We start from the raw sequence: 19339 nt of genomic DNA on the forward strand, positions 1-19339 counted from the left end.
ATAACCCCTAAACAAAAAGAGGCGCCTTTTGAGCACCTCTTTGGTATATTCTTTAAGCCGGAGCTAAACCGTCATCGTAACAAATCCGCTTTCCTCTTTTTCTTTCTTTTCATCGGGAAAAACGAAGTTCATCGGATTATTCACTTTTTCGGGAAGCAGCGCGATACCTAATACTTCATCAACCTGGTCCACGTAATGGAAAGTCAGGTCTTTGATGTAGTTCGCCGGTACTTCTTCCACATCCTTGCGGTTTTTCACGCAAAGAATGATCTCCCTCACGCCCGCGCGGCGGGCTGCCAGTATTTTTTCCTTCACACCACCTACCGGGAGCACTTTCCCACGTAATGTGATTTCGCCCGTCATCGCGATATAAGGTTTCACGCGGCGCTGTGTAAATATCGAAGCCATTGAAGTAGCCATCGTCACGCCCGCGCTGGGTCCGTCCTTGGGCACTGCGCCCGCTGGTACGTGTACGTGCAGATCGTAGTGATTGAAAATGCGGTAATCGATACCCAGCCTTTCTGCATTGGCTTTAAGGTACGACAATGCGGCAACCGCGGATTCTTTCATTACATCACCCAACTGGCCCGATAATGTCAATCCACCTTTCCCACGGCTCAGGCTTGTCTCAATAAAGAGGATTTCGCCACCTACCGAGGTCCATGCAAGGCCGGTAACAACGCCTGCGAAGTCGTTGCCCTGGTACAAATCCTTGTCAAAAATCTCGGCGCCAAGGTATTTCTCGACCTGGTCCGCTTTGACAGTCTTGGGATAATCCTGCTCCATCGCCACCGATTTCGCGATCTTACGAACTACCGTGCCCACCTTCTGTTCGAGGTTACGTACGCCCGACTCGCGGGTATAGCCTTCGATCACTTTCAGCAAAGCGGCGTCGTCCACTTTCACATCTGTCGATTTCAGCCCGTGGTCTTTGCGTTGTTTCGGAACGAGGTAACGTTTCGCGATCTGCAATTTCTCTTCGATGGTGTAGCCAGTCATTTCGATGATCTCCATCCGGTCGCGTAATGCGGGGTGAATGGTGTCCAGCGAGTTGGCGGTGGCTACAAAAAGTACCTTCGAGAGGTCGTATTCTACTTCCAGATAATTATCAGTAAATGAAGAGTTCTGTTCCGGATCGAGTACTTCCAGCAATGCGGAAGAAGGGTCACCGCGGTAATCGGAGCTTACTTTGTCGATTTCATCCAGGATGAATACCGGGTTGGCAGAACCTGCTTTTTTAATATTCTGGATGATCTTACCCGGCATCGCGCCGATGTACGTCTTGCGGTGGCCGCGGATTTCGGCTTCATCGTGCACCCCGCCGAGCGCCATACGGATATACTCCCGGTTCAGGGCCTTCGCAATGGATTTCCCCAGCGAGGTTTTACCCACCCCCGGAGGGCCGTAAAGGCAAAGGATAGGCGCTTTCAGGTTGCCTTTCAGTTTCAGTACGGCCAGGTATTCAATAATGCGTTCTTTCACCTTTTCGAGGCCGAAATGATCGGCATCGAGGACTTTCTGAGCCCTTACCAGGTCGAAATTGTCTTTGGTATATTGTCCCCATGGCAAATCCACCAGTGTTTCCAGGTAATTCATCGTTACCGGGTACTCGGGGGCCATCGGATTAATGCGCTGCAATTTGCTCAACTCTTTCTCGAAATGCATCTTCACTGGCTCCGACCATTTTTTCTGGCTGGCTTTCAGACGGATTTCATCAAGGTCACGCTCCGGGCTATCCATTCCCAGCTCGTCATGCAAAACCTTGATCTGCTGGCGGAGGAAGTAGTCGCGTTGCTGCTGGTCGATATCCGAGCTGGCTTTTGTCTGGATTTCCCGTTTCAGTTCCAGCATTTCAATCTCCCGCATCATGTATTGCAGCAAAAGCGTGGCCTGTTTGTGGCCGTTACGCTCTTCGAGCAATTTTTGCTTGTCGGCGACTTCTACATTGATGTTCGACGACAGGAAATGGATCAGGAAAATCGGGCTTTCGATGTTATCCAGTGCAATGCGTGCCTCCTGCGGGATTTCCGGGTTCAGGCGCATGATCTTGTGCGCACCATCGCGAAGCGATTGCAGTAATGCCTTCGCCTCTTTTTTGGTAGGTCCCACAAACGAATCTTCGATTGGCCGCACTTCGGCTGTCAGATAAGGCTCTTCGTTTACAATGGCTTTGATCTCGAAACGCTGACGCCCCTGAACGATGATCGTCACGTTGCCATCCGGCAAGGTGATCATTTTCAGGATTTGAGCGACGGTACCAATGTTGTAAAGATCCTCCGCCGTAGGGTCCTCCTTGTTGGGAATGGCTTGTGTGACGGCACCGAGAATACGCTGATTGATATCGGAATTGCGGTATATCTTTTTAACAAGCCTGATGGCTTTCTGGCGTACCACTGTCACGGGAATGACCATCCCCGGGAAGAGCACCGTTTGCCTGATCGGAAGTATCGCTAGTTCATTGGGAAGTTCAAAAGGCTCGTCAGAGCCGTCGGGGCCACCAAGAGGAACGATTTCAAGGCTATCCATGTCCGAGTCGGACATCAGCAGCCGGCTATATAGATCAGAAGGTTCAAATTTCATAGGCATTCTGTCAAATTGACAGATAATCTTTTCCCAATATATAAATAATGACTTTCAAAAGAAAGGCATTATAAAACAAAATAGCCGTGCCACTACACATTATGTCATGCATTTTTTGAGTGGTCACAAACTAATTACAGCAGGTGAGAAGTCTGTCCTTTTTTAAATAAAAGCGTCTTTTTTTCGGACTGGAATTTAACGTTCGTCATATTGACCTGATCGTCAAAAACTTCCATGAGGGTAACATTCAAAAGTTTACAGCCGTTCAAAGCGCCCTGAAAAGGGATTTCGAGATACACCCATGTCGCATCCGCCTCTTGTTCTTTCCCGACATATTTGATAGGCGTATTTTTTTTCTGACTATCTGTCAAGACAAACGATTTGCGAATGTATTCTTCAACGAAGCGATCATTTTGATCATTGTCCTTGATCACAAAACGTTGTTTGGCATGGCTTTGAGATAATGCCTTTTCCAGATCATCGGTAAATATCCGGATGCTCACTTCAAACGATCGTGACGAAGCATTGTATTGCATTTGCGTCACCGAAACGTGGTAGTCGTGTTTGGGTTTGAAGGACGTGAGGAGTAATAGGGAGGAAAGGAGGAAGATGGGAGGTGAAAAAAAGGTCAGGAAGCCAGGAAAGCGCAATGACCTTCCTGACTTCCTGACTTTTTCCTTTTGGTCTTCCGTCCTACCTTTCATTAAAATACCGCTTTCCATACGTCGTTGAAAATGGCGAAAGCCATCAGGCCCAAAAGGAGTACCATGCCTACTTTTTGGGCGTTTTCAAGAAATTTGTCGGAAGGCTTGCGGCCTGAGATGATTTCATACGACAGTATCACCGCGTGGCCACCATCCAATGCCGGAATCGGAAGTGCATTCATGAATGCAAGCACCATCGATAGCAAGCCGGTGAGCTGCCAGAAACGGCCCCAGTCCCAAACGCCACCAAACATACGCGCGATGCCGATAGGCCCACTCAGCGCTTTGGAAGCGGAAACTTCACCGCGGAATATTTTACCGAAACCTTTGATATTGTTATACACCACACCGAAAGCATTTTCTGTGCCAACAGCCACGGCTTCGCCGAAAGTGTATTGAACAACAGTAAAGTTGAGCAGGCTTTCAGGATAGAATCCGAGGGTGCCGTCTTCGCTAATTGCCGCTTTCAGTGATTGCTGAGCACCGCCGCGCTGCACTACCAATGCAACTTCTTTTCCTTTCAGTTTTTCTAGCTGGGCCTGTAATTCGTGGAAGAAATGGATAGGCGTGCCATTGATCGCTGTAATTTCGTCGCCAACCGCTAATCCTGCTTTTTCGGCAGGCATTCCCGGGATCAGTTCGCCGATTTTAAAAGGTTCCAGCGCACGGATGAAGTTGCGTTTCTCGTCAGGATCGGATAGTTTTTCAATGAAATTGTTAGGGATCTCGATCTGTACTTCCTGGCCATTGCGGTCGACTGTGTAGGAGCTGTTGCTTCCCAGGAAAACGTCGGAGCTGATCACATCGCTGAAATCCGTGAAAGGCTTGCCATTGACGCGGATAATTTTATCACCGGTTTTCAAACCGATTTCTTGTGCCAGCTCGCCTGCAACGATACCATATCTGTTTACTTCATTGATCGAAAGGAACTGCTTGCCCTCGTGATAAGCGATAGCGATGAAGATGATAATACCCACGATCACGTTCACGATAATGCCGCCAAGCATCACGATCAGCCGTTGCCAGGCCGGTTTGGATCGGAATTCCCACGGTTGCGGTTCCTGGCTCATCGCCTCGGTGTCCATCGACTCGTCGATCATTCCGGAAATCTTGACAAACCCGCCCAGCGGGATAGCACCTATACCATATTCTGTTTCGCCTTTTTGAAAACTGAAAATTTTAGGAGGAAAGCCTATAAAGTATTTTTCAACCCTCATTCCGAACAATTTTGCGGCGGCCATGTGCCCCCACTCATGCAACCCCACCAGGATCGACAGGCCCAGGATAAGCTGCCCTGCCATGATCAATATTTCCAATGCTTTCTGTAATTCCATTCAGGTTTTGTAATCGTTACGGGTTAATTGTTAATCAAAAAAAGTTCGATCTCCGCTGCCGGATCAGTGTTTTAAACGTAAATGTAAACAGTAAAGTTACGCAAATCCCTAAACAACCGTACAAATGCCCGGTATCAGTGTGCAAGCGGGGTTTTGTCGGGACCGATAGCGATGCCCATCATCCGCATGAGCTCCGACGCGTTGAAACTCCGGCAGATGCCTTCGTGCAAACGGTAGTCGAAATGCAGCTGGCCATTCTCCACATCCGAGCGGAAATGGAAGTTGTGGATGTAGGACTCGGTCGCACCCCACTCCCCGAGTTCGAGGTCGTGGGTGGATACCATGCCCGACGCCTTTTTAGCATGCAGCTGGCGGATCAGCGCCTCCGCGCCCCGATGCCGGTCGGCGGAGTTGGTACCTTTCAATATCTCGTCAAGCAGGTAGAACACCGGGGCTACGGCGTTTTCATCTGACAATCCGAGTAATTTCCGCAGCCGTTTAAGTTCTGCATAAAATGACGAGGTGCTTTCTTCCAGCGAGTCCTGCGTACGCATGCTGCTGAACACCCGTACAGGCGAGCACGCGAATGCCCCCGCACTCACAACCGCGCCCATTTGCGCGAGGACGAGGTTCAGGCCGATCGTTCTTAAAAAGGTACTTTTCCCCGACATATTCGAACCCGTTACCAAAATCGTCTTGCCTGTACCCCGCATGCCGAAATCGTTACTGATCCGTTTGGCGGCAGGAATGAGCGGGTGGCCCAGTGCTGTGGCGGCGATCGTAACCTCGGGTACATGTTGAACATCGGGAACGATGTATTCGGGGTTTGCAAATGCGTGGCCTGCCAGGCTGTTCATCGCTTCGGTATCGGCTAGTACGTCCAGCCAGTCGTTGAGGTGCTGGTGATGTATGGCCTTCCAGTTTTCGAGGCTGGCGAGGCAATGCATATCCCAGAGCGTGGGGATGCCGATGAAAATGGCGAAATAGGGATTGTTGCGGTAATCCAGCTTCTCGAAGAGATTTCCGACCTTGGCTAATGCAGCCGAGGAGCCGGCGATCCGGGTCTTTCTTGCTTGCCACCATGCCGATTGATAAGGGGCATGCTCTGCTTTTTTGAGCAAATCGGAATAAGCGGTGAGCGTTTGGCCCATCGAGGTTGTACTGTTCGCGAGCAATTTCACAAAGCCGGCATAGCGGCCCAATATGACAAGGTGGATTCCGAGGCTTATCAACACAACGATGCCGGGCAGCGCTCCGGCAAAATATAATACAGCGATTAAGAGTGTCAGCAAAGGATACCAGCGCAGCGGCAATGCGTTTTCCAACGGCGCCGGAAATGGCTCTACGACCCATTCCTGAAACTCACCTACATGCTTAGCCGCATGTTTATGAAGCAATGCCGTGGCTTCCCATTGCTGGATGAGTTCGGGGTGACGGGCGAAATCAGCAGCGGCTGCCTGCCGGAGGTCTACTTCGGCGGCATTGGCGGGATTTTTGAGCCAATTGGCCAACCGGCGGCTTCCTTCCGCGGTACGGGAGCGGTTGAGAAGCTTGAAAAGGGAAAATTCTCCGAAAATGTCGAGGTCGTCGGAGTAGTTATGATCTTTTTCCCGGAATTCCGCGCCGGTTTCGGGCCTTTTGAACCGCAGATCGAGGCGGGCGAGTTCGTCGTCGTTGATCGCTACCAGGTTGCGCTGGAAATTCCGGTTGGTGCGGGCCTCTTGCTGTTTCCGCATTAGGATCAGGAAAATTACCAGTAATACCAGTATCCCGACGCCCCAGTATGCCATGCCGGTTTTATTCCAAAGCAGGGCGAGTATGACCATGCCTGTGAAAGTTCCCAACCGCATGAATGCAATGTTTTTAAACCGTTCATGCTCTTGTTGCTCCGCGACAGTTGCTTTTTCTTTTTCAGTCTGAAAAAACGAGGCAGACTGGTTTGGTTCAGCGTTTTTCATGAAAGGGTTTCGACGTTTTCAAATTGCAGTTTGATGAGGTTGGCATACACGCCGTCCGGAACAGTGCTTAATGCCTGGTGCGTTCCGGATTCTGCGATCCGGCCTTCGCGCAGGACGTAAATCATATCGACTTTCCGGATCGTAGCGAGCCGGTGCGCGATCACGATCGTTGTGCGGTTTTCCATCAGCTCATCCAGTGCGATCTGTACCAATTTTTCGGATTCAGCGTCGAGCGAACTGGTCGCTTCGTCAAGAATGAGGATTTTGGGATCTTTTAAAATAGCCCTTGCAATGGCAATGCGCTGCCGCTGGCCGCCGGAAAGCTTGATACCCCGCTCGCCGACGATAGTTTCAAACCCTTCGGGAAAAGATTCGATAAATTCCAGCGCGTGAGCGCGTTTTGCGGCGTCAATGATGGCTTCCCGTGATGCGGAGGGTTTTCCGTAGGCAATATTCTCATAGATAGTCCCGCCAAAAAGCATGACTTCCTGTGGTACAATCGCGATATTTTTCCTTAGCGCCGAAATGCCATATTCCCGGACGGGCTTGCCGTCGACGAGGATTTCACCGGATTGATATTCGTAGAAGCGCATCAGGAGCTGAACAATGGTTGATTTGCCCGCACCGCTGTATCCCACCAGCGCTATTTTTTCGCCTGCCTGAATATCCAGCGAAACACCCTTCAAAACCGGCAGATCGGGCCTTGATGGATAGGCAAAATGGATGTCCTGATAAGTTACGCGGCCTTCTACATGGCTTGCCACCGCATTTTGAGCTTCCTCTACCGAAACCTCGGGCGCTTCTCCCAGAATTTCGAAGATACGTTCCGACGCACCTACCGTGCGACTGATCTGGGCATACAAATCACCCATTCCGCTGATCGACGCGCCGATGAAAGTGGTATAAAGGATGAATGTGAACAGATCCGAAAGCCCGAATTCACCGGCCTGTACCAAAGCCGCCCCGTACCAAACTACCCCCACGATCCCGCCGAATGTAGCGAAAATGATAAATGATACGAACCCGCCCCGGTACCGCGCGGAACGCAGCGTAAGTTCGACCACCTGATCCAGGATCGTCCGGTAGCGGTTAATTTCCAGCGGCTCGTTGGTAAACGCCTTGACCACGTTCACCGATTGCAACGTTTCTTCGACCACGACATTCGCTGCGGCGAGCTGGTCCATTGCCTTGCGCGCGAGCCTGCGCGTATGGCGCCCGAAGAATACCGACGCCACGCCCAGAATGGGCACAGTAGCGAGCATGAAGAGCGTCAGTTTCCAGGAAGTATAAAACAAAATAGACATCCCGACGATCAGCGTTGCCAGCTGCCGGAAGAGTTCCGCTAGCGTAAATGACAGCAGGCCTTGTAGTTGCGCGACATCGGAGGTAATGCGGCTGGTGAGCTCGCCCACGCGACGGTCTTCGAGAAACGGGACTGGTAAGGTGATGATCTTGCTGAAAACATCGAGCCGAATATTATTAACAGCCTTTTCACTCACTTTGGAAAAAAGGTAGATACGGAAGAACGAGAATACGGCCTGGCAACCCAAAACCACGAAAAGCAACAACGTGATCTGATTGATCGTGAACCGGGATTTCCCTTCAATGACTTCGATGATGCTACCTACAAGCTTCGGGAATGCAAGGGACGTACCGGTGGATAATGCAAGGAAAAGCATCCCCGCCACAAACATCATCCGATAGGGGCGCAGGTAGCGCAGTAGCTGGAATGTAATCTTTAATCCCTCCCATCTGATTTTTTTTACAGCAAACGGAGATGGAGCTTCCTTGTCGGGCAACGCCTTGCCAGTTTCATTATTGGCCATTGGATATGAGGTACACCGGGAATCAGTTCAAACCCGGTTTGGATAAACATTCGATAGCTGGTCTGCAAAAGTACGCATTATTTAAAGCCGCCCGGGTAGGGCGGCTTAAGGCACAGCATTAACGCCAAGTTTACGTGCGATTGCGGTTAAAAATTCTTAAATTTTCAATGAACGGACGATGTGTCTTTTTGCCGGTGTAAAAATGTTGTAAAAAACTTGCAAACCCCAGGCAACCCTGTAGCGGATTCCCTCGTATTGGTTAAAAAAAGCAAATAGCATGCCCGAGTATAACTCCGCCGTTCTTCAAGAACTACTCGACGGCTGTTTACAGAAAAACCGCCGCAGTCAGGAGCTGTTGTACAAGCAGTTCTACGGCTATGCTATGAGCATTTGCTTGCGCTATACACGCAGCCGGGAAGAGGCGAAAGAAATACTCAACGATGGATTTCTGAAGGTTTTCACGAAGCTGGAAAGTTTCGATGCGAGCCGACCATTTAAAACCTGGTTGAGCAGAATCATGATTAATACAGCCCTCGATCATTACAGACAGGAAGTTCGCAGAGATGTTTTTGACGACGTGGAAGTCGCGGAGCAGGTGTCCGTCGACGAAACGGTTATCAGCAAGCTTTCCCACGAAGAGCTGGTCGGACTGATCCAGCGTCTGACACCGGCATACCGGCTGGTATTCAGCTTGTCGGTCATCGACGGTTACACACACGAAGAAATTGCAGAACAACTGAGTATTTCGGTTGGGGCGTCAAAGTCTAATTTGTCGCGGGCAAGGGAAAAGTTGAGAGAGATGTTATCCAAGATTAATATTGACGACTATGATAGAGTTGCCAGATGACGAACTGGACAAGCTCTTCAGAAAGTCATCAGAAGAGCTTGATCCTGCATACGAACCCGATGACTGGAATGACCTGCGGAAGCAACTCGATAAGCAGGACGGGAGAACTCCGGCCGGATGGTGGCGGAAATGGTGGCCGCTGGGTGTGCTGGCGCTGCTGATACCTGCGGGAATTGTGCTCTATTCTATGGAAAGGGAGAAGGGAGGAAAGGGAGAAGGGAGGAAGGAGAAGTCAGGAATTGTCGATGAGTCAGGTGTTGTCGGGAATGAAGAAACGGAGGATGGAGGAAGTGAGAGAGGGGTAGTGGAGGATGGAGGCGTGAAGGCTGCTGAAAATGCCGGGGTCGAAGTCAAGTCAGGTGTTGTCAGGGAGTCAGGTGTAGCTAAGGAATCAGGTCGTTCGTCAGAAGGGGTCGGGAAGTCGGGAGGTTCGGAAGAGGAAGCTGTAAAAACAGCTGCGAGTGTTGATAAAGAAAATCCGACTGTGGATAATACAAATGCCCCGGTTGCTAAAAGAAACAAAGTTGCTGGTAACAACAAAAAAGATATTGGCGGCAAACTGAAAACCAGTGAAAAAGAGGCTGGTAAATCTTCCTCTAAATCAGAATTGAATGCTGCCGTGGGTAACGGCAGAAAACCATTGCCCCGGAGCCAATCTAAGGCAGGCGGAGTGTTCTTAGAGCCTAACCGCTCAAAAGTGGAAGGAGGCGACGGGGCTCTTTCTTTTAAAAACAATGCAAATACGCGGGGCAGCGAGGCGTCTCTGCCGCCGGCAGCCAGCCAGCCGGCAGTCGCAAGCGAATTGGTCACGAAGGTTGATGAGCCCGACCGGACTTTGATTTCTGCATCTGCATTGAATGGTAAGATGTTGAAATGGAATGTATTGCAATTGCCCGGGATTTCCGAGCCGGTGTATGAGCTTCCGGAACCGCCTGCGCCGCCGAAGCGATCGTCACTATCGGCAGAGGATCAGCCGCTGGCAGCAGTCCGGTTCGGTTATTCGCCGGATTTGAGCACGGTAGGATTGAAGGATTTTTCAAAGCCGGGCACGTCCGTTTCGTTGTTGGTGGAATATTCGGTTTTGCCAAGGCTATATCTGCAAAGTGGTGCGGTTTGGAGCCGGAAAGATTACTATGCTCCGGCGGAGGCTTATCGGTTGCCCAAGCATGGCTATTACCCGCCACCTGCGTTGAGTGGAATAGATGGTGTGTGCAAAGTGCTGGAAATACCACTGAATGTGCGATACGATATTGCGTCCGGCGAACGGTCTCGCTGGTTTGCGACGGGAGGGTTTTCGTCCTACCATATGAACAGCGAGAAATACAAATACTATTATATCGATCCGAACGACCCTAATGCGCAGAAGTGGCCGGGTTGGAATGGAGAAACCGGTTGGTACTGGCTCAGCCACGCCAACGTTTCAGCCGGCTATGAATACCGAATTTCCCGTAAACTCTCCCTCCTCGCCGAGCCGTCGATCCGGATGCCGCTCAAACGCGTCGGGTACGGAAAAGTGAACCTCATTACTACCGGCCTCTGGCTATCGGTGCGCTACACCCCTGTTTTCAAGTGAGCACTATGCCCACATTATCATTGCATTATATCTACTAATTAATTCTTTATTACTATGAACTCAATTGAGAAAGGAAGCATGAAAAGAGGCGAATTCCTGAGAAGTCTTGGGCTCAGCACCTCAACATTAATGGCATTCTATTGCCTCGGCACCACTATGACGGCCTGCGGATCGAAAAATGATGATCCCAATCCGAATCCCGATCCAGATCCGAATCCAGGCACGGGCGGCAACGGAATATCCGGTACGACGACGGGTAATAATATCAATTTCACCATCGATTTAACTAACTCCTCCAATACCGACTTGAAAACAGCCGGAAATTCGAAGATAATCGGGGACGTGTTGGTAGCCCTGTCGACAACGGGCAATTATGTGGCTTTGTCGAAGAAATGCACGCACGAAGGAAATACAGTGGGTTACAGAAAGGCCCAGAATGATATCCAGTGCCCGGTACACCTATCTGAGTTCACGCTTACGGGCGCTGTAAAGCAAGGGCCGGCGGCGAGTCCGCTCACAGCGTATACAGTAACCGTTTCTTCCGACGGGAACACTTTAACAGTGAAGGCTTAATCTCAATCAGTCATGAAAGTACTCCGCCTATTCGTGATGTTGATGTGTTCATCGACAGTATTACATGCACAGGATGACTTGCTGAATGAGTTATCCAAACAGGACAGCGCGCAAACCGTTCCGGTTACCGCCACATTCAAATCGACCCGTGTTGTGAACGGGCAGTCGGTGGAAACGATGAAGAAAAAGCACCTGGATTTCCGCATTTCGCACCGTTTCGGGAAGCTGAACTCGGGCGCCTACCAGTTCTTCGGGCTCGACCAGGCTACCATGCGTCTCGGTTTCGAATACGGGTTGACAGACGACCTGGAAATTGGCGTCGGCCGCAGCACGTCGCAGAAAGTGTATGATTTTTTTGCCAAATATAAAGTGCTGAAACAAACCACCGGCGCACGGAACATCCCGGTTTCGATCACCTTGTTCGGCGGAACGGGTGTGACTACGGTCGACAAGGAGCGGGATTTTCAGGACAAACTGTATTATACCGCCCAAGTGCTCGTGGCCAGGAAGTTTGGTGAGCGGCTGTCGCTGCAACTTTCTCCGACCTATCTGTATCGCACCATGCCGGACGTGACGGGTGATGAAAAAGTACTCTTCGCGGTGGGTATCGGTGGCCGCTTCAAGCTTTCGAAACGCGTTTCGCTGAATGGTGAATACTTTTACACCGCCCGCGAAAAGAACACAGTTACGGCCCCTTACCATGATTCGATGTCGTTTGGTGTCGATATCGAGACCGGCGGGCACGTCTTCCAACTGCACTTTACCAATTCCCTTGGCATGATCGAGAAACAGTTTATCGGCGAAACCACCGGCAGCTGGGGCAAAGGGGATATCCATTACGGGTTCAACATTTCCCGTACATTCAGCTTTGACAAGAAGAACAAAAAGCAGCCAAACTGATCCAGACTATGAAACCGCATTTTTATCGCGTGGCCTGCCTGGCCATGTTCAGTACCGCTTTGCTTTCCGGGAATGCATTTGCTCAAATGTTTGCCACTTCTGGCGGTAATACGCAATTCTCGGCATCGACTCCTTTGGAGAATATTGAGGCGGAGAATAAAAAGTCGCAGGTGATCCTGAATACGGCCAACAACGAGATCGCGATCCGGATGAATATGCGGGAGTTTTCTTTTCCCAATAAACTGATGCAGGAGCATTTCAACGAGAACTACATCGAATCGGAGAAATACCCGACTGCTACGTTTTCGGGAAAGGTCGATAAGGCGCCGGACTATACCAAAGACGGCGACTACGATGTGTCGGCGACCGGAAAATTTACGGTTCACGGCGTTACCAAGGAGCGGACGATCAAAGGGAAGATGAAGATCGAGGGCGGAAAGATCACGATCAGTTCCGACTTTGAGGTAGCGCTGGTGGATCACAATATCGAAGTACCGAAGGTGGTTTTCGTGAAAATCGCGCAGATCATCAAGGTGAAGGCGAAATATACATTGGCTCCGTATAAAAAATAATAAAGAGCTGGCAACATTCTTAAATGTTGTCAGCTCTTTATTAAAACTGTGGGGTGTTACAGACTTGGTAAGCCTTTCTTGAACTTGCCAAGTCTTTTTCTTTTTATCTTCTGCGCCGTCTGCGGGCCGGTTTTCTCTTCCGGACAACTTTCTTTTTCGCCGGCGCCTTCCTGACGGTTGTTTTACGGACCGGTGTCGCTGCTACTTCTTCCTCTTCTTCGTCATCCGCAACAGCTTCATCGGCTACGGGAGCCGTTTCTGTGATCGCGACCGTTTCATTGGTTTCCTTCTGATCAACATAAGGCAGGCGTACAGCCGCGATTTGCTCGATATTCGAAGTATTCTCGATCGGGCGCATTCTGTATGAGTATGCATAGGCGCGCGCGGGCAGCAGGTACGCGTCGTGCACACGGGGAGACCAGCTATCGTCCCCACCCAGGCCCATCTGGGCGAGATCGATGTTTACGACAGTCGCGGTACCACGGTTGAGCACTGCAGCGCGATGTTTGGCGGCGAGCAGGTCTTTGTCCGTATAATCATGGACGTTGAAATTGAATGCGGTGTCGCTCAGCACGAGCAACCCGACACCTTCCGCATTGGTCACAGTAGCCCAACGGACGCCGGTTTTGTTACCATTTTCCTGAGGGGTAATGTATGGGAAATGCTGCTCAGCCACTGTACCGGCGTAAATGCCTATTTTTCCACTCGTTTTGCGGTCGGCATAAGTCTCGTGCGGGCCGTTGCCATACCATTGGGTTTTGGTAAAGGTGGCAGGCATTCTCAGCTGCATTCCCACTTTGGCAAGCGGCGGCCATTCGCCCCTCGGTGTGAAAGTGTTTTGTACATGAATATCGCCCGAAGCGTAAACCATGTATACCGACTGCACATCCATTTCGCCTTTGGGCTGCTTTAAGGTCTGATTGAGCGTCACCTTGTAGATCTGGGCTGTCAGCCGCTGGGTTTTCATTTCCGAAGAAACGCGTTCCAGTGTATCCAGGCCGAAATTGCGCCACTGTGTAGCATAGCTTTTCGCCGCACCGCCTTCGTCGTTGTCCGTCGGCACGCGCCAGAAGTTGGCGTATGGGCCGCTTTCGAGCATTTCTTCTTTTTTATTCTTAAAAGAAATCATCCGGCCTTCGTTTTTGTCGAAAACGACCGTAAAATCCTGCCCGGAAATCTGCACGCGCGCCGCGGTTATCTGCGCAATGCGTAGCGGACGTTCGCTGTACAAGCTGAGGTTTGGCCTTGGGGCAGCCAGTTTCACCACCGGTACCTGATGCCAGGCTATTTCGTGGCCCTTGGACGCCCAGTGGGTCGCGTCTTTTAATCTTACACTGAGATTGAGGAAATACTCGGCATTGGGTTTTGCCGAAGCCGGAAGTTCGTAGGGGATAGTAATCTGCTGTTTCTGGCGTGGCAATGCGGCCAGATTGGCAATGCTTCCGCCTTTGCCCATGGGTTTGCCATTCTCTACGAGCGACCACACCAGTTCGTAACCGTGCAGCGATTGAAAGTCGTAGGCATTATGTAACGTGATATTTTTCGACCCGGCTTTCAGCGTGTCCGGCATTTCGAATTTGATGTATTGATAAACCTTCTTCACCTCGTTCAGCTCGGGCTGGGGCGTGCGGTCGGGGTTCACAAGGCCGTCGCCGGCATTGGCACCGTCGATGTAATTGAAATAATCCCAGTACTCGGTGCCATCGGGGCGTTTCAGCTTTAAACCCTGGTCTACCCAGTCCCAGATGAAGCCACCCTGCATAGTCGGGTGTTTTTCGATCAGGTCCCAATATTCTTTGAGGTTGCCCACGCTATTGCCCATTCCGTGCGCATATTCACAGACGATGAGCGGGCGGGTTTTATCCTTTTTGACCAACTCGGCCATGTCTTGCATAGAAGGGTACATGACCGAAACAATGTCGAAACTGCTTAACGTCGTCGGTTTATAATCTTTGCGTCCTTCGTAATGGATAGGCCGGGTGGGATCGGCGAGTTTGATGAAATCACCCATATCCACGAAATTCTGCCCCATTCCCGACTCATTACCCAGCGACCAGATGATCACCGAAGGGTGGTTTTTGTCCCTTTCCACCATCGCGTTGCCTCTTGCGAGAAATGCCGCACGCCATTGCGGGTTATCGGCCAGGATGATGTTCTTGCTCCATAGTTCATGGCTCTCGATATTGGCCTCGTCCATTACGTATAGGCCATACTGGTCGCACAGATCATACCATTCGGATGCATTAGGGTAATGCGAAGTGCGAACCGCATTGATATTATGCTGCTTCATTAAAGTAATGTCGCGGATCATCGACTCCCGGCTGATCACACGGCCTGTTTCCGGGTCGAATTCGTGGCGATTGACGCCCTTGATAGTTATTGCTTTGCCATTCACCAACAGCTGGCCGCCTTTTATCTTAACATCCCTGAACCCCACACGCTGGCTGGTCGCTTCGAGGACCTTGCCATCTGAATTCATCAGCTGCACGGTCAGCGTGTAGAGATTCGGTATTTCTGCACTCCATTTGGCAGGGTTCGGGACCTGCATTTCGGCACGTACGGCGCCTTCTCTCCCCATTTCCAGCGTGCCCACCATTTGGCTCACCGGGGTAGTGACCACGGCTTTGGCGGCATCGTATAATGTAAAAAGTACCTGGTGTGCATGAATGGGCTGTTCGCCATAGTTTTTCACATAGGCGCTCAGTTTCAAGGTCGCGTGCTCATGGTTTGCGTCCAGAATCGTCCTGACCGAATAGTCGGTTAGGACAACTTTGGGCAAAAGCAGCAGGTTTACGTCGCGGAAAATGCCCGAAAGCCGCCAATAATCCTGGTCTTCCAGGTAGCTGCCATCCGACCAGTTGATCACTTCCACTGCCAGGTTGTTTACGCCCGCCTTCACATCTTCCGTCACATCGAACTCAAACGGGGTCATGCCATCCTCGTGATACCCGATGGCGACGCCATTTAGCCAGACATAACAGGCCGATTGCACGCCCCCGAAATGCAGGAACACCTGTTTATCCTTTAAATCCTGTGAAACAGTGAAGGTCGTACGGTACATGCCGACGGCATTGGTGTCGGCGGTAATGCGCGGCGGCGTTGCCTTGAAGGGGTGTTTGATATTACTGAAAATCGGACGGTCGTATTTGCGGCCCTCGCGTGCGCCCACGACCTGCCAGTTGGAGGGTACGGGGATATTGTCCCAGTTCGCATCGGCGATTTTGGGATCATAGAAATTCAGTTGTGCCTTCGAGGGATGCTGCGCCCATTTGAATTTCCAGGTACCATTCAGCGACTGAACGAAAGGCCCTTTTTTGTCCATGGCCAACGCTGCTTTTTCCGTGGAGTAGGGGAAAAAGTCGGCGCGGGGCTTTTCAGTATTGATGCTGATCACCTGCGGATCCTGCCACTCGGGAATGGCCTGGGCCTGAACGCCCTGGTTCAGAATTGGTAGTAAAAAAAGCAGTGTCAGAAATCCGCGGCAGGTAGAAAATTGCATATTACTTTCGATGGTAACATTCGGGCGGTGCTTTATTTTAGACGAGGGAAAGCACGCGTTTTTATTTCGGCGTTAAAATTAGGGATAATCAAAAAGAAACGGACGCAAAACCGGGGCACCATGAAGTTTTATTTAAAGAATGCCTTTATTTTGCTTCCACATGTAAATTCTCTGTTATGCTGTTAGCCGTCGACCTTGGCAATACCGACACTGTATTCGGGCTTCATGATTCCGGTAACTGGGAGCACATCTGGCGGATGCGCTCGCTGATTCAGGAAAACGAGGCGCATTACGAGTCGAAGCTCCGGTTGCATTTTCTGGAGGCCGGATTGTGGTTCGGGGATGTGGATACGGTCGTGTTAAGCAGTGTCGTGCCGGCTTTGACGCCGGTGATATTGAGAATGCTCCGCTCGCTGTTCGGCGACGGCGTGATTGTTGTAGGACCTGAAATTTACCCCGCATTATCTATCGAAATCGACCATCCGCACGAAATCGGCGCGGACCTGATCGCGAATGCGGTAGCCGTTTCAACACGATATAAAGAAAATTGCGTGGTCGTCGATTTTGGGACTGCATTGACATTCACAACTGTTTCCAAAGACAGCAAGATCCTCGGCGTGGCGATATTGCCCGGATTGGTGACGGCTGTCAAAGCATTGTTTGCCAACACCGCGCAGCTGCCGGAAGTACCGCTTCAACTCCCGTCCTCGGCCATTGGTAAAAACACAGTCGAAGCCATTCAGGCAGGTATTTTGCTGGGTTATGAAGGGTTAGTCAAATCGCTGCTGGGCCGTATCCGGGCCGAGCTGGGCGGCGAATGCATTGCCGTCGCGACGGGCGGATTGTCTTCCATCATCGATACCCTCCGCGACGAGTTTACAGAAATTGACAGAAAGTTAACTTTGGACGGCCTCCGCATTATCGGCGAAAGTCTCAGGGCCTAGTTTTGAAATAACCATCCTCAATCAAAGGCAGGTCCAGAACCGGCTGATTGTACAAATACGCCCAACAATCAATGACCATCTCCTGACTATCCCTGACAGGTACCTGACCATCCTTGACCACTTCCTGACCACACCTGACAGGTACCACCTTCCTGACATACAAACTCGCCACCTCATCTTCCAAAACATCCTCATATTCATCCAGTTCTTTGAGTACTTCAAGGGAGTTTAACTGATAAATTTCCCCGTATACGCGTGTATGCGCATCAGGTTCGTACAGCGCGCCCGGGTACCACTCGATGCGAAACAATTTTCCATTGAAATACCCTTTTCCTATATAGTTTGCAGACAACCGCAGCTTTCGCGCATAGGGGTTGTCGAAACCCTGCATCAAAGTGCCGTAAGTGAATAAATTATATAACTTTTCCATTCTGCTGCCAGAAGATCAGAAATTCCGCTTAATGCAGAACTGTATTTTTCTTATATTTACATGTAAGCTTCTTCATTATACTAATATACCGTTATGTACGAAAAGAATCTTGGTACAAAACAAAAAGCACTACGGATCAACCTCGACCGTCGGATCTATGGATCGTTTGCGGAAATCGGGGCGGGTCAGGAAACGGCGGCTTATTTTTTCAAAGCCGGCGGCGCATCCGGAACCATCGCCAAAACGATGTCGGCCTACGACATGACGTTCAGCGACGCGATATACGGGACAGAGGAGGGGGGACGATACGTGGTGGAATCCCGACTGATGAAAATGCTCAACCGCGAGTATAACCTTGTGGAAAAGCGGCTGTCGGAAAAACGCGGTGTCGACAGCACCTTTTTTGCCTTCGCGAATACAGTTGTAGCCCTCAACTTTCAGAAAACGAACGAATCACACGGCTGGATAGGTTTGCAATTCCAGCTCACGCCCATGGGCCCGACGAACTACGTCGTGATTCACGTGCGGATGCGCGATGATGAGAATATTCTGCAACAGCAGGCTTTGGGCATTATCGGTGTAAACCTGATTTACGGTTGCTACTACTATTATAAATCACCCGAAATACTGCTGATGTCGCTTATGGACGATCTGACGATCGACCGGATCGAGATCGATATGGTACGTTTCAGCGGGCCTGATTTTGCCAAAGTCGATAACCGACTCATGAGCCTGCGGCTGGTGAAGAATGGTTTTACCGACGCCGCATTGTTCGGCAGTGATGGCGGCGTATTGCAGCCTTCGGAAGCATTGTACAAAAAGCATATCCTCATGATGCGCGGTCGCCTGCGCCCGATCACGAATGTGCATATCGACCTGATCAGCAATGGCCAGCGTCAGTTTTTGGCCGAAGAAGATGTGGACGAATCGAAAGTGGTGCTTATTTCAGAGCTCACATTGCATAACCTGAAAGCCGGAGACCGCGATATCGATGAAAAGGACTTCCTCGATCGGGTGGATATCCTTTGCTCGCTGGGGCACATGGTGATGATTTCCAATCACCATGAATATTACCGGCTTGTGGCTTACCTGTCGCGGCTTACCAAATTGAAATCCGGCCTGCTGCTCGGTAGCCCGAATTTGCAGGACATTTTCGAAGAAAAGCATTACCAATTCCTCCAAGGCGGCATTCTCGAATCGTTTGCGACGCTATTCAGCCGGAAGGTGAAATTGTACATTTACCCTACATTACAGCCCGACGGTTCGGTTTACAGCTGCGAAAACTTCCGCGTGCCGGATCATTTGCGGCCGTTGTTCCAATACCTCATCGTGAACGACAAGATCGAGGATATTAAGAATTACAATACCGAGCACATGCACATCACCACCGACTCGGTGCTTGAAATGATCAAGCGCGGGGAGCCGGGTTGGGAGAAGCTTGTGCCGGAGAATGTGGCGCAGATTATCAAAGAAAAATCGCTGTTCGGGCTTCCTAGTGAGAACAACTACGTCGATACGGTGAAGCAGATTCACCAGGCTGTGGGGAATTTGTAACTGATTTAATATGCCACCGCAGCGGCGGACCGTGTAGGCACGAAG

14 protein-coding genes are annotated in these 19339 nt (G+C 50.6%); 7 read left to right on the forward strand and 7 right to left on the reverse strand.

Features of this window, described 5'->3' with window-relative positions:
* Positions 1-63 precede the first annotated feature (63 nt).
* From lon to J7619_RS24820, 5 genes are all read right to left on the reverse strand, one after another.
* Complete coding sequence (lon, locus tag J7619_RS24800) at positions 64-2580, reverse strand: endopeptidase La (RefSeq protein ID WP_291205188.1); 2517 nt, start codon at positions 2578-2580, stop codon at positions 64-66.
* Positions 2581-2714: 134 nt separating this feature from the next.
* Positions 2715-3284 carry a DUF6702 family protein gene (locus J7619_RS24805; RefSeq protein WP_291205191.1) on the reverse strand — a complete coding sequence of 190 codons (570 nt, stop codon included), beginning with the start codon at positions 3282-3284 and terminating at the stop codon, positions 2715-2717.
* Entirely contained in the window at positions 3284-4600 is a 1317-nt protein-coding gene (gene rseP, locus J7619_RS24810) for an RIP metalloprotease RseP (protein ID WP_291205399.1), read from the reverse strand. Before rseP ends, J7619_RS24805 begins: the two co-directional genes overlap by 1 nt.
* A gap of 152 nt (positions 4601-4752) precedes the next feature.
* Entirely contained in the window at positions 4753-6576 is a 1824-nt protein-coding gene (locus tag J7619_RS24815; RefSeq protein ID WP_291205194.1) for a MutS-related protein, read from the reverse strand.
* A complete protein-coding gene (locus J7619_RS24820) occupies positions 6573-8402 on the reverse strand; it encodes an ABC transporter ATP-binding protein (protein WP_291205197.1) in 1830 nt (609 codons plus the stop codon). The genes J7619_RS24815 and J7619_RS24820 overlap by 4 nt, the downstream gene beginning before the upstream one ends.
* Before the next feature lie 277 nt (positions 8403-8679).
* Here J7619_RS24820 and J7619_RS24825 point away from each other — a divergent pair, with 277 nt between their 5' ends.
* From J7619_RS24825 to J7619_RS24845, 5 genes are read left to right on the forward strand one after another with little or no spacing between them, the layout of a single operon-like run.
* Entirely contained in the window at positions 8680-9249 is a 570-nt protein-coding gene (locus J7619_RS24825) for an RNA polymerase sigma factor (protein WP_106594112.1), read from the forward strand.
* The gene (locus J7619_RS24830) at positions 9230-10822 is read left to right on the forward strand and encodes a hypothetical protein (protein ID WP_291205201.1); all 1593 of its coding nucleotides are present in this window, start codon (positions 9230-9232) and stop codon (positions 10820-10822) included. The genes J7619_RS24825 and J7619_RS24830 overlap by 20 nt, the downstream gene beginning before the upstream one ends.
* Before the next feature lie 54 nt (positions 10823-10876).
* Positions 10877-11395, forward strand: coding sequence for a ubiquinol-cytochrome c reductase iron-sulfur subunit (locus J7619_RS24835; protein ID WP_291205204.1), 519 nt, complete (start codon positions 10877-10879; stop codon positions 11393-11395).
* Positions 11396-11407: 12 nt separating this feature from the next.
* A complete protein-coding gene (locus tag J7619_RS24840; RefSeq protein ID WP_291205207.1) occupies positions 11408-12295 on the forward strand; it encodes a DUF5777 family beta-barrel protein in 888 nt (295 codons plus the stop codon).
* 8 nt (positions 12296-12303) lie between these two features.
* Positions 12304-12867, forward strand: coding sequence for a YceI family protein (locus J7619_RS24845; protein ID WP_291205210.1), 564 nt, complete (start codon positions 12304-12306; stop codon positions 12865-12867).
* Between the two features lie 103 nt (positions 12868-12970).
* On the opposite strand, the gene J7619_RS24850 is transcribed toward J7619_RS24845, so the two are convergent.
* Complete coding sequence (locus J7619_RS24850) at positions 12971-16366, reverse strand: glycoside hydrolase family 2 TIM barrel-domain containing protein (RefSeq protein WP_291205213.1); 3396 nt, start codon at positions 16364-16366, stop codon at positions 12971-12973.
* A gap of 176 nt (positions 16367-16542) precedes the next feature.
* On the opposite strand from J7619_RS24850, the gene J7619_RS24855 reads away from it, so the two are divergent.
* Complete coding sequence (locus J7619_RS24855) at positions 16543-17310, forward strand: type III pantothenate kinase (RefSeq protein ID WP_291205216.1); 768 nt, start codon at positions 16543-16545, stop codon at positions 17308-17310.
* Here the strand turns inward: J7619_RS24855 and J7619_RS24860 are convergent.
* Positions 17300-17740: a gamma-glutamylcyclotransferase gene (locus tag J7619_RS24860; protein ID WP_291205218.1), complete on the reverse strand. Its 441-nt coding sequence runs from the start codon at positions 17738-17740 to the stop codon at positions 17300-17302. The genes J7619_RS24855 and J7619_RS24860 overlap by 11 nt on opposite strands.
* A gap of 93 nt (positions 17741-17833) precedes the next feature.
* Here J7619_RS24860 and J7619_RS24865 point away from each other — a divergent pair, with 93 nt between their 5' ends.
* On the forward strand, positions 17834-19294 hold the full coding sequence (locus J7619_RS24865; RefSeq protein ID WP_291205220.1) for a TonB-dependent receptor: 1461 nt from the start codon (positions 17834-17836) through the stop codon (positions 19292-19294).
* Positions 19295-19339 lie beyond the last annotated feature (45 nt).

Source organism: Dyadobacter sp. (assembly GCF_017744695.1).
Lineage (GTDB): Bacteria > Bacteroidota > Bacteroidia > Cytophagales > Spirosomataceae > Dyadobacter.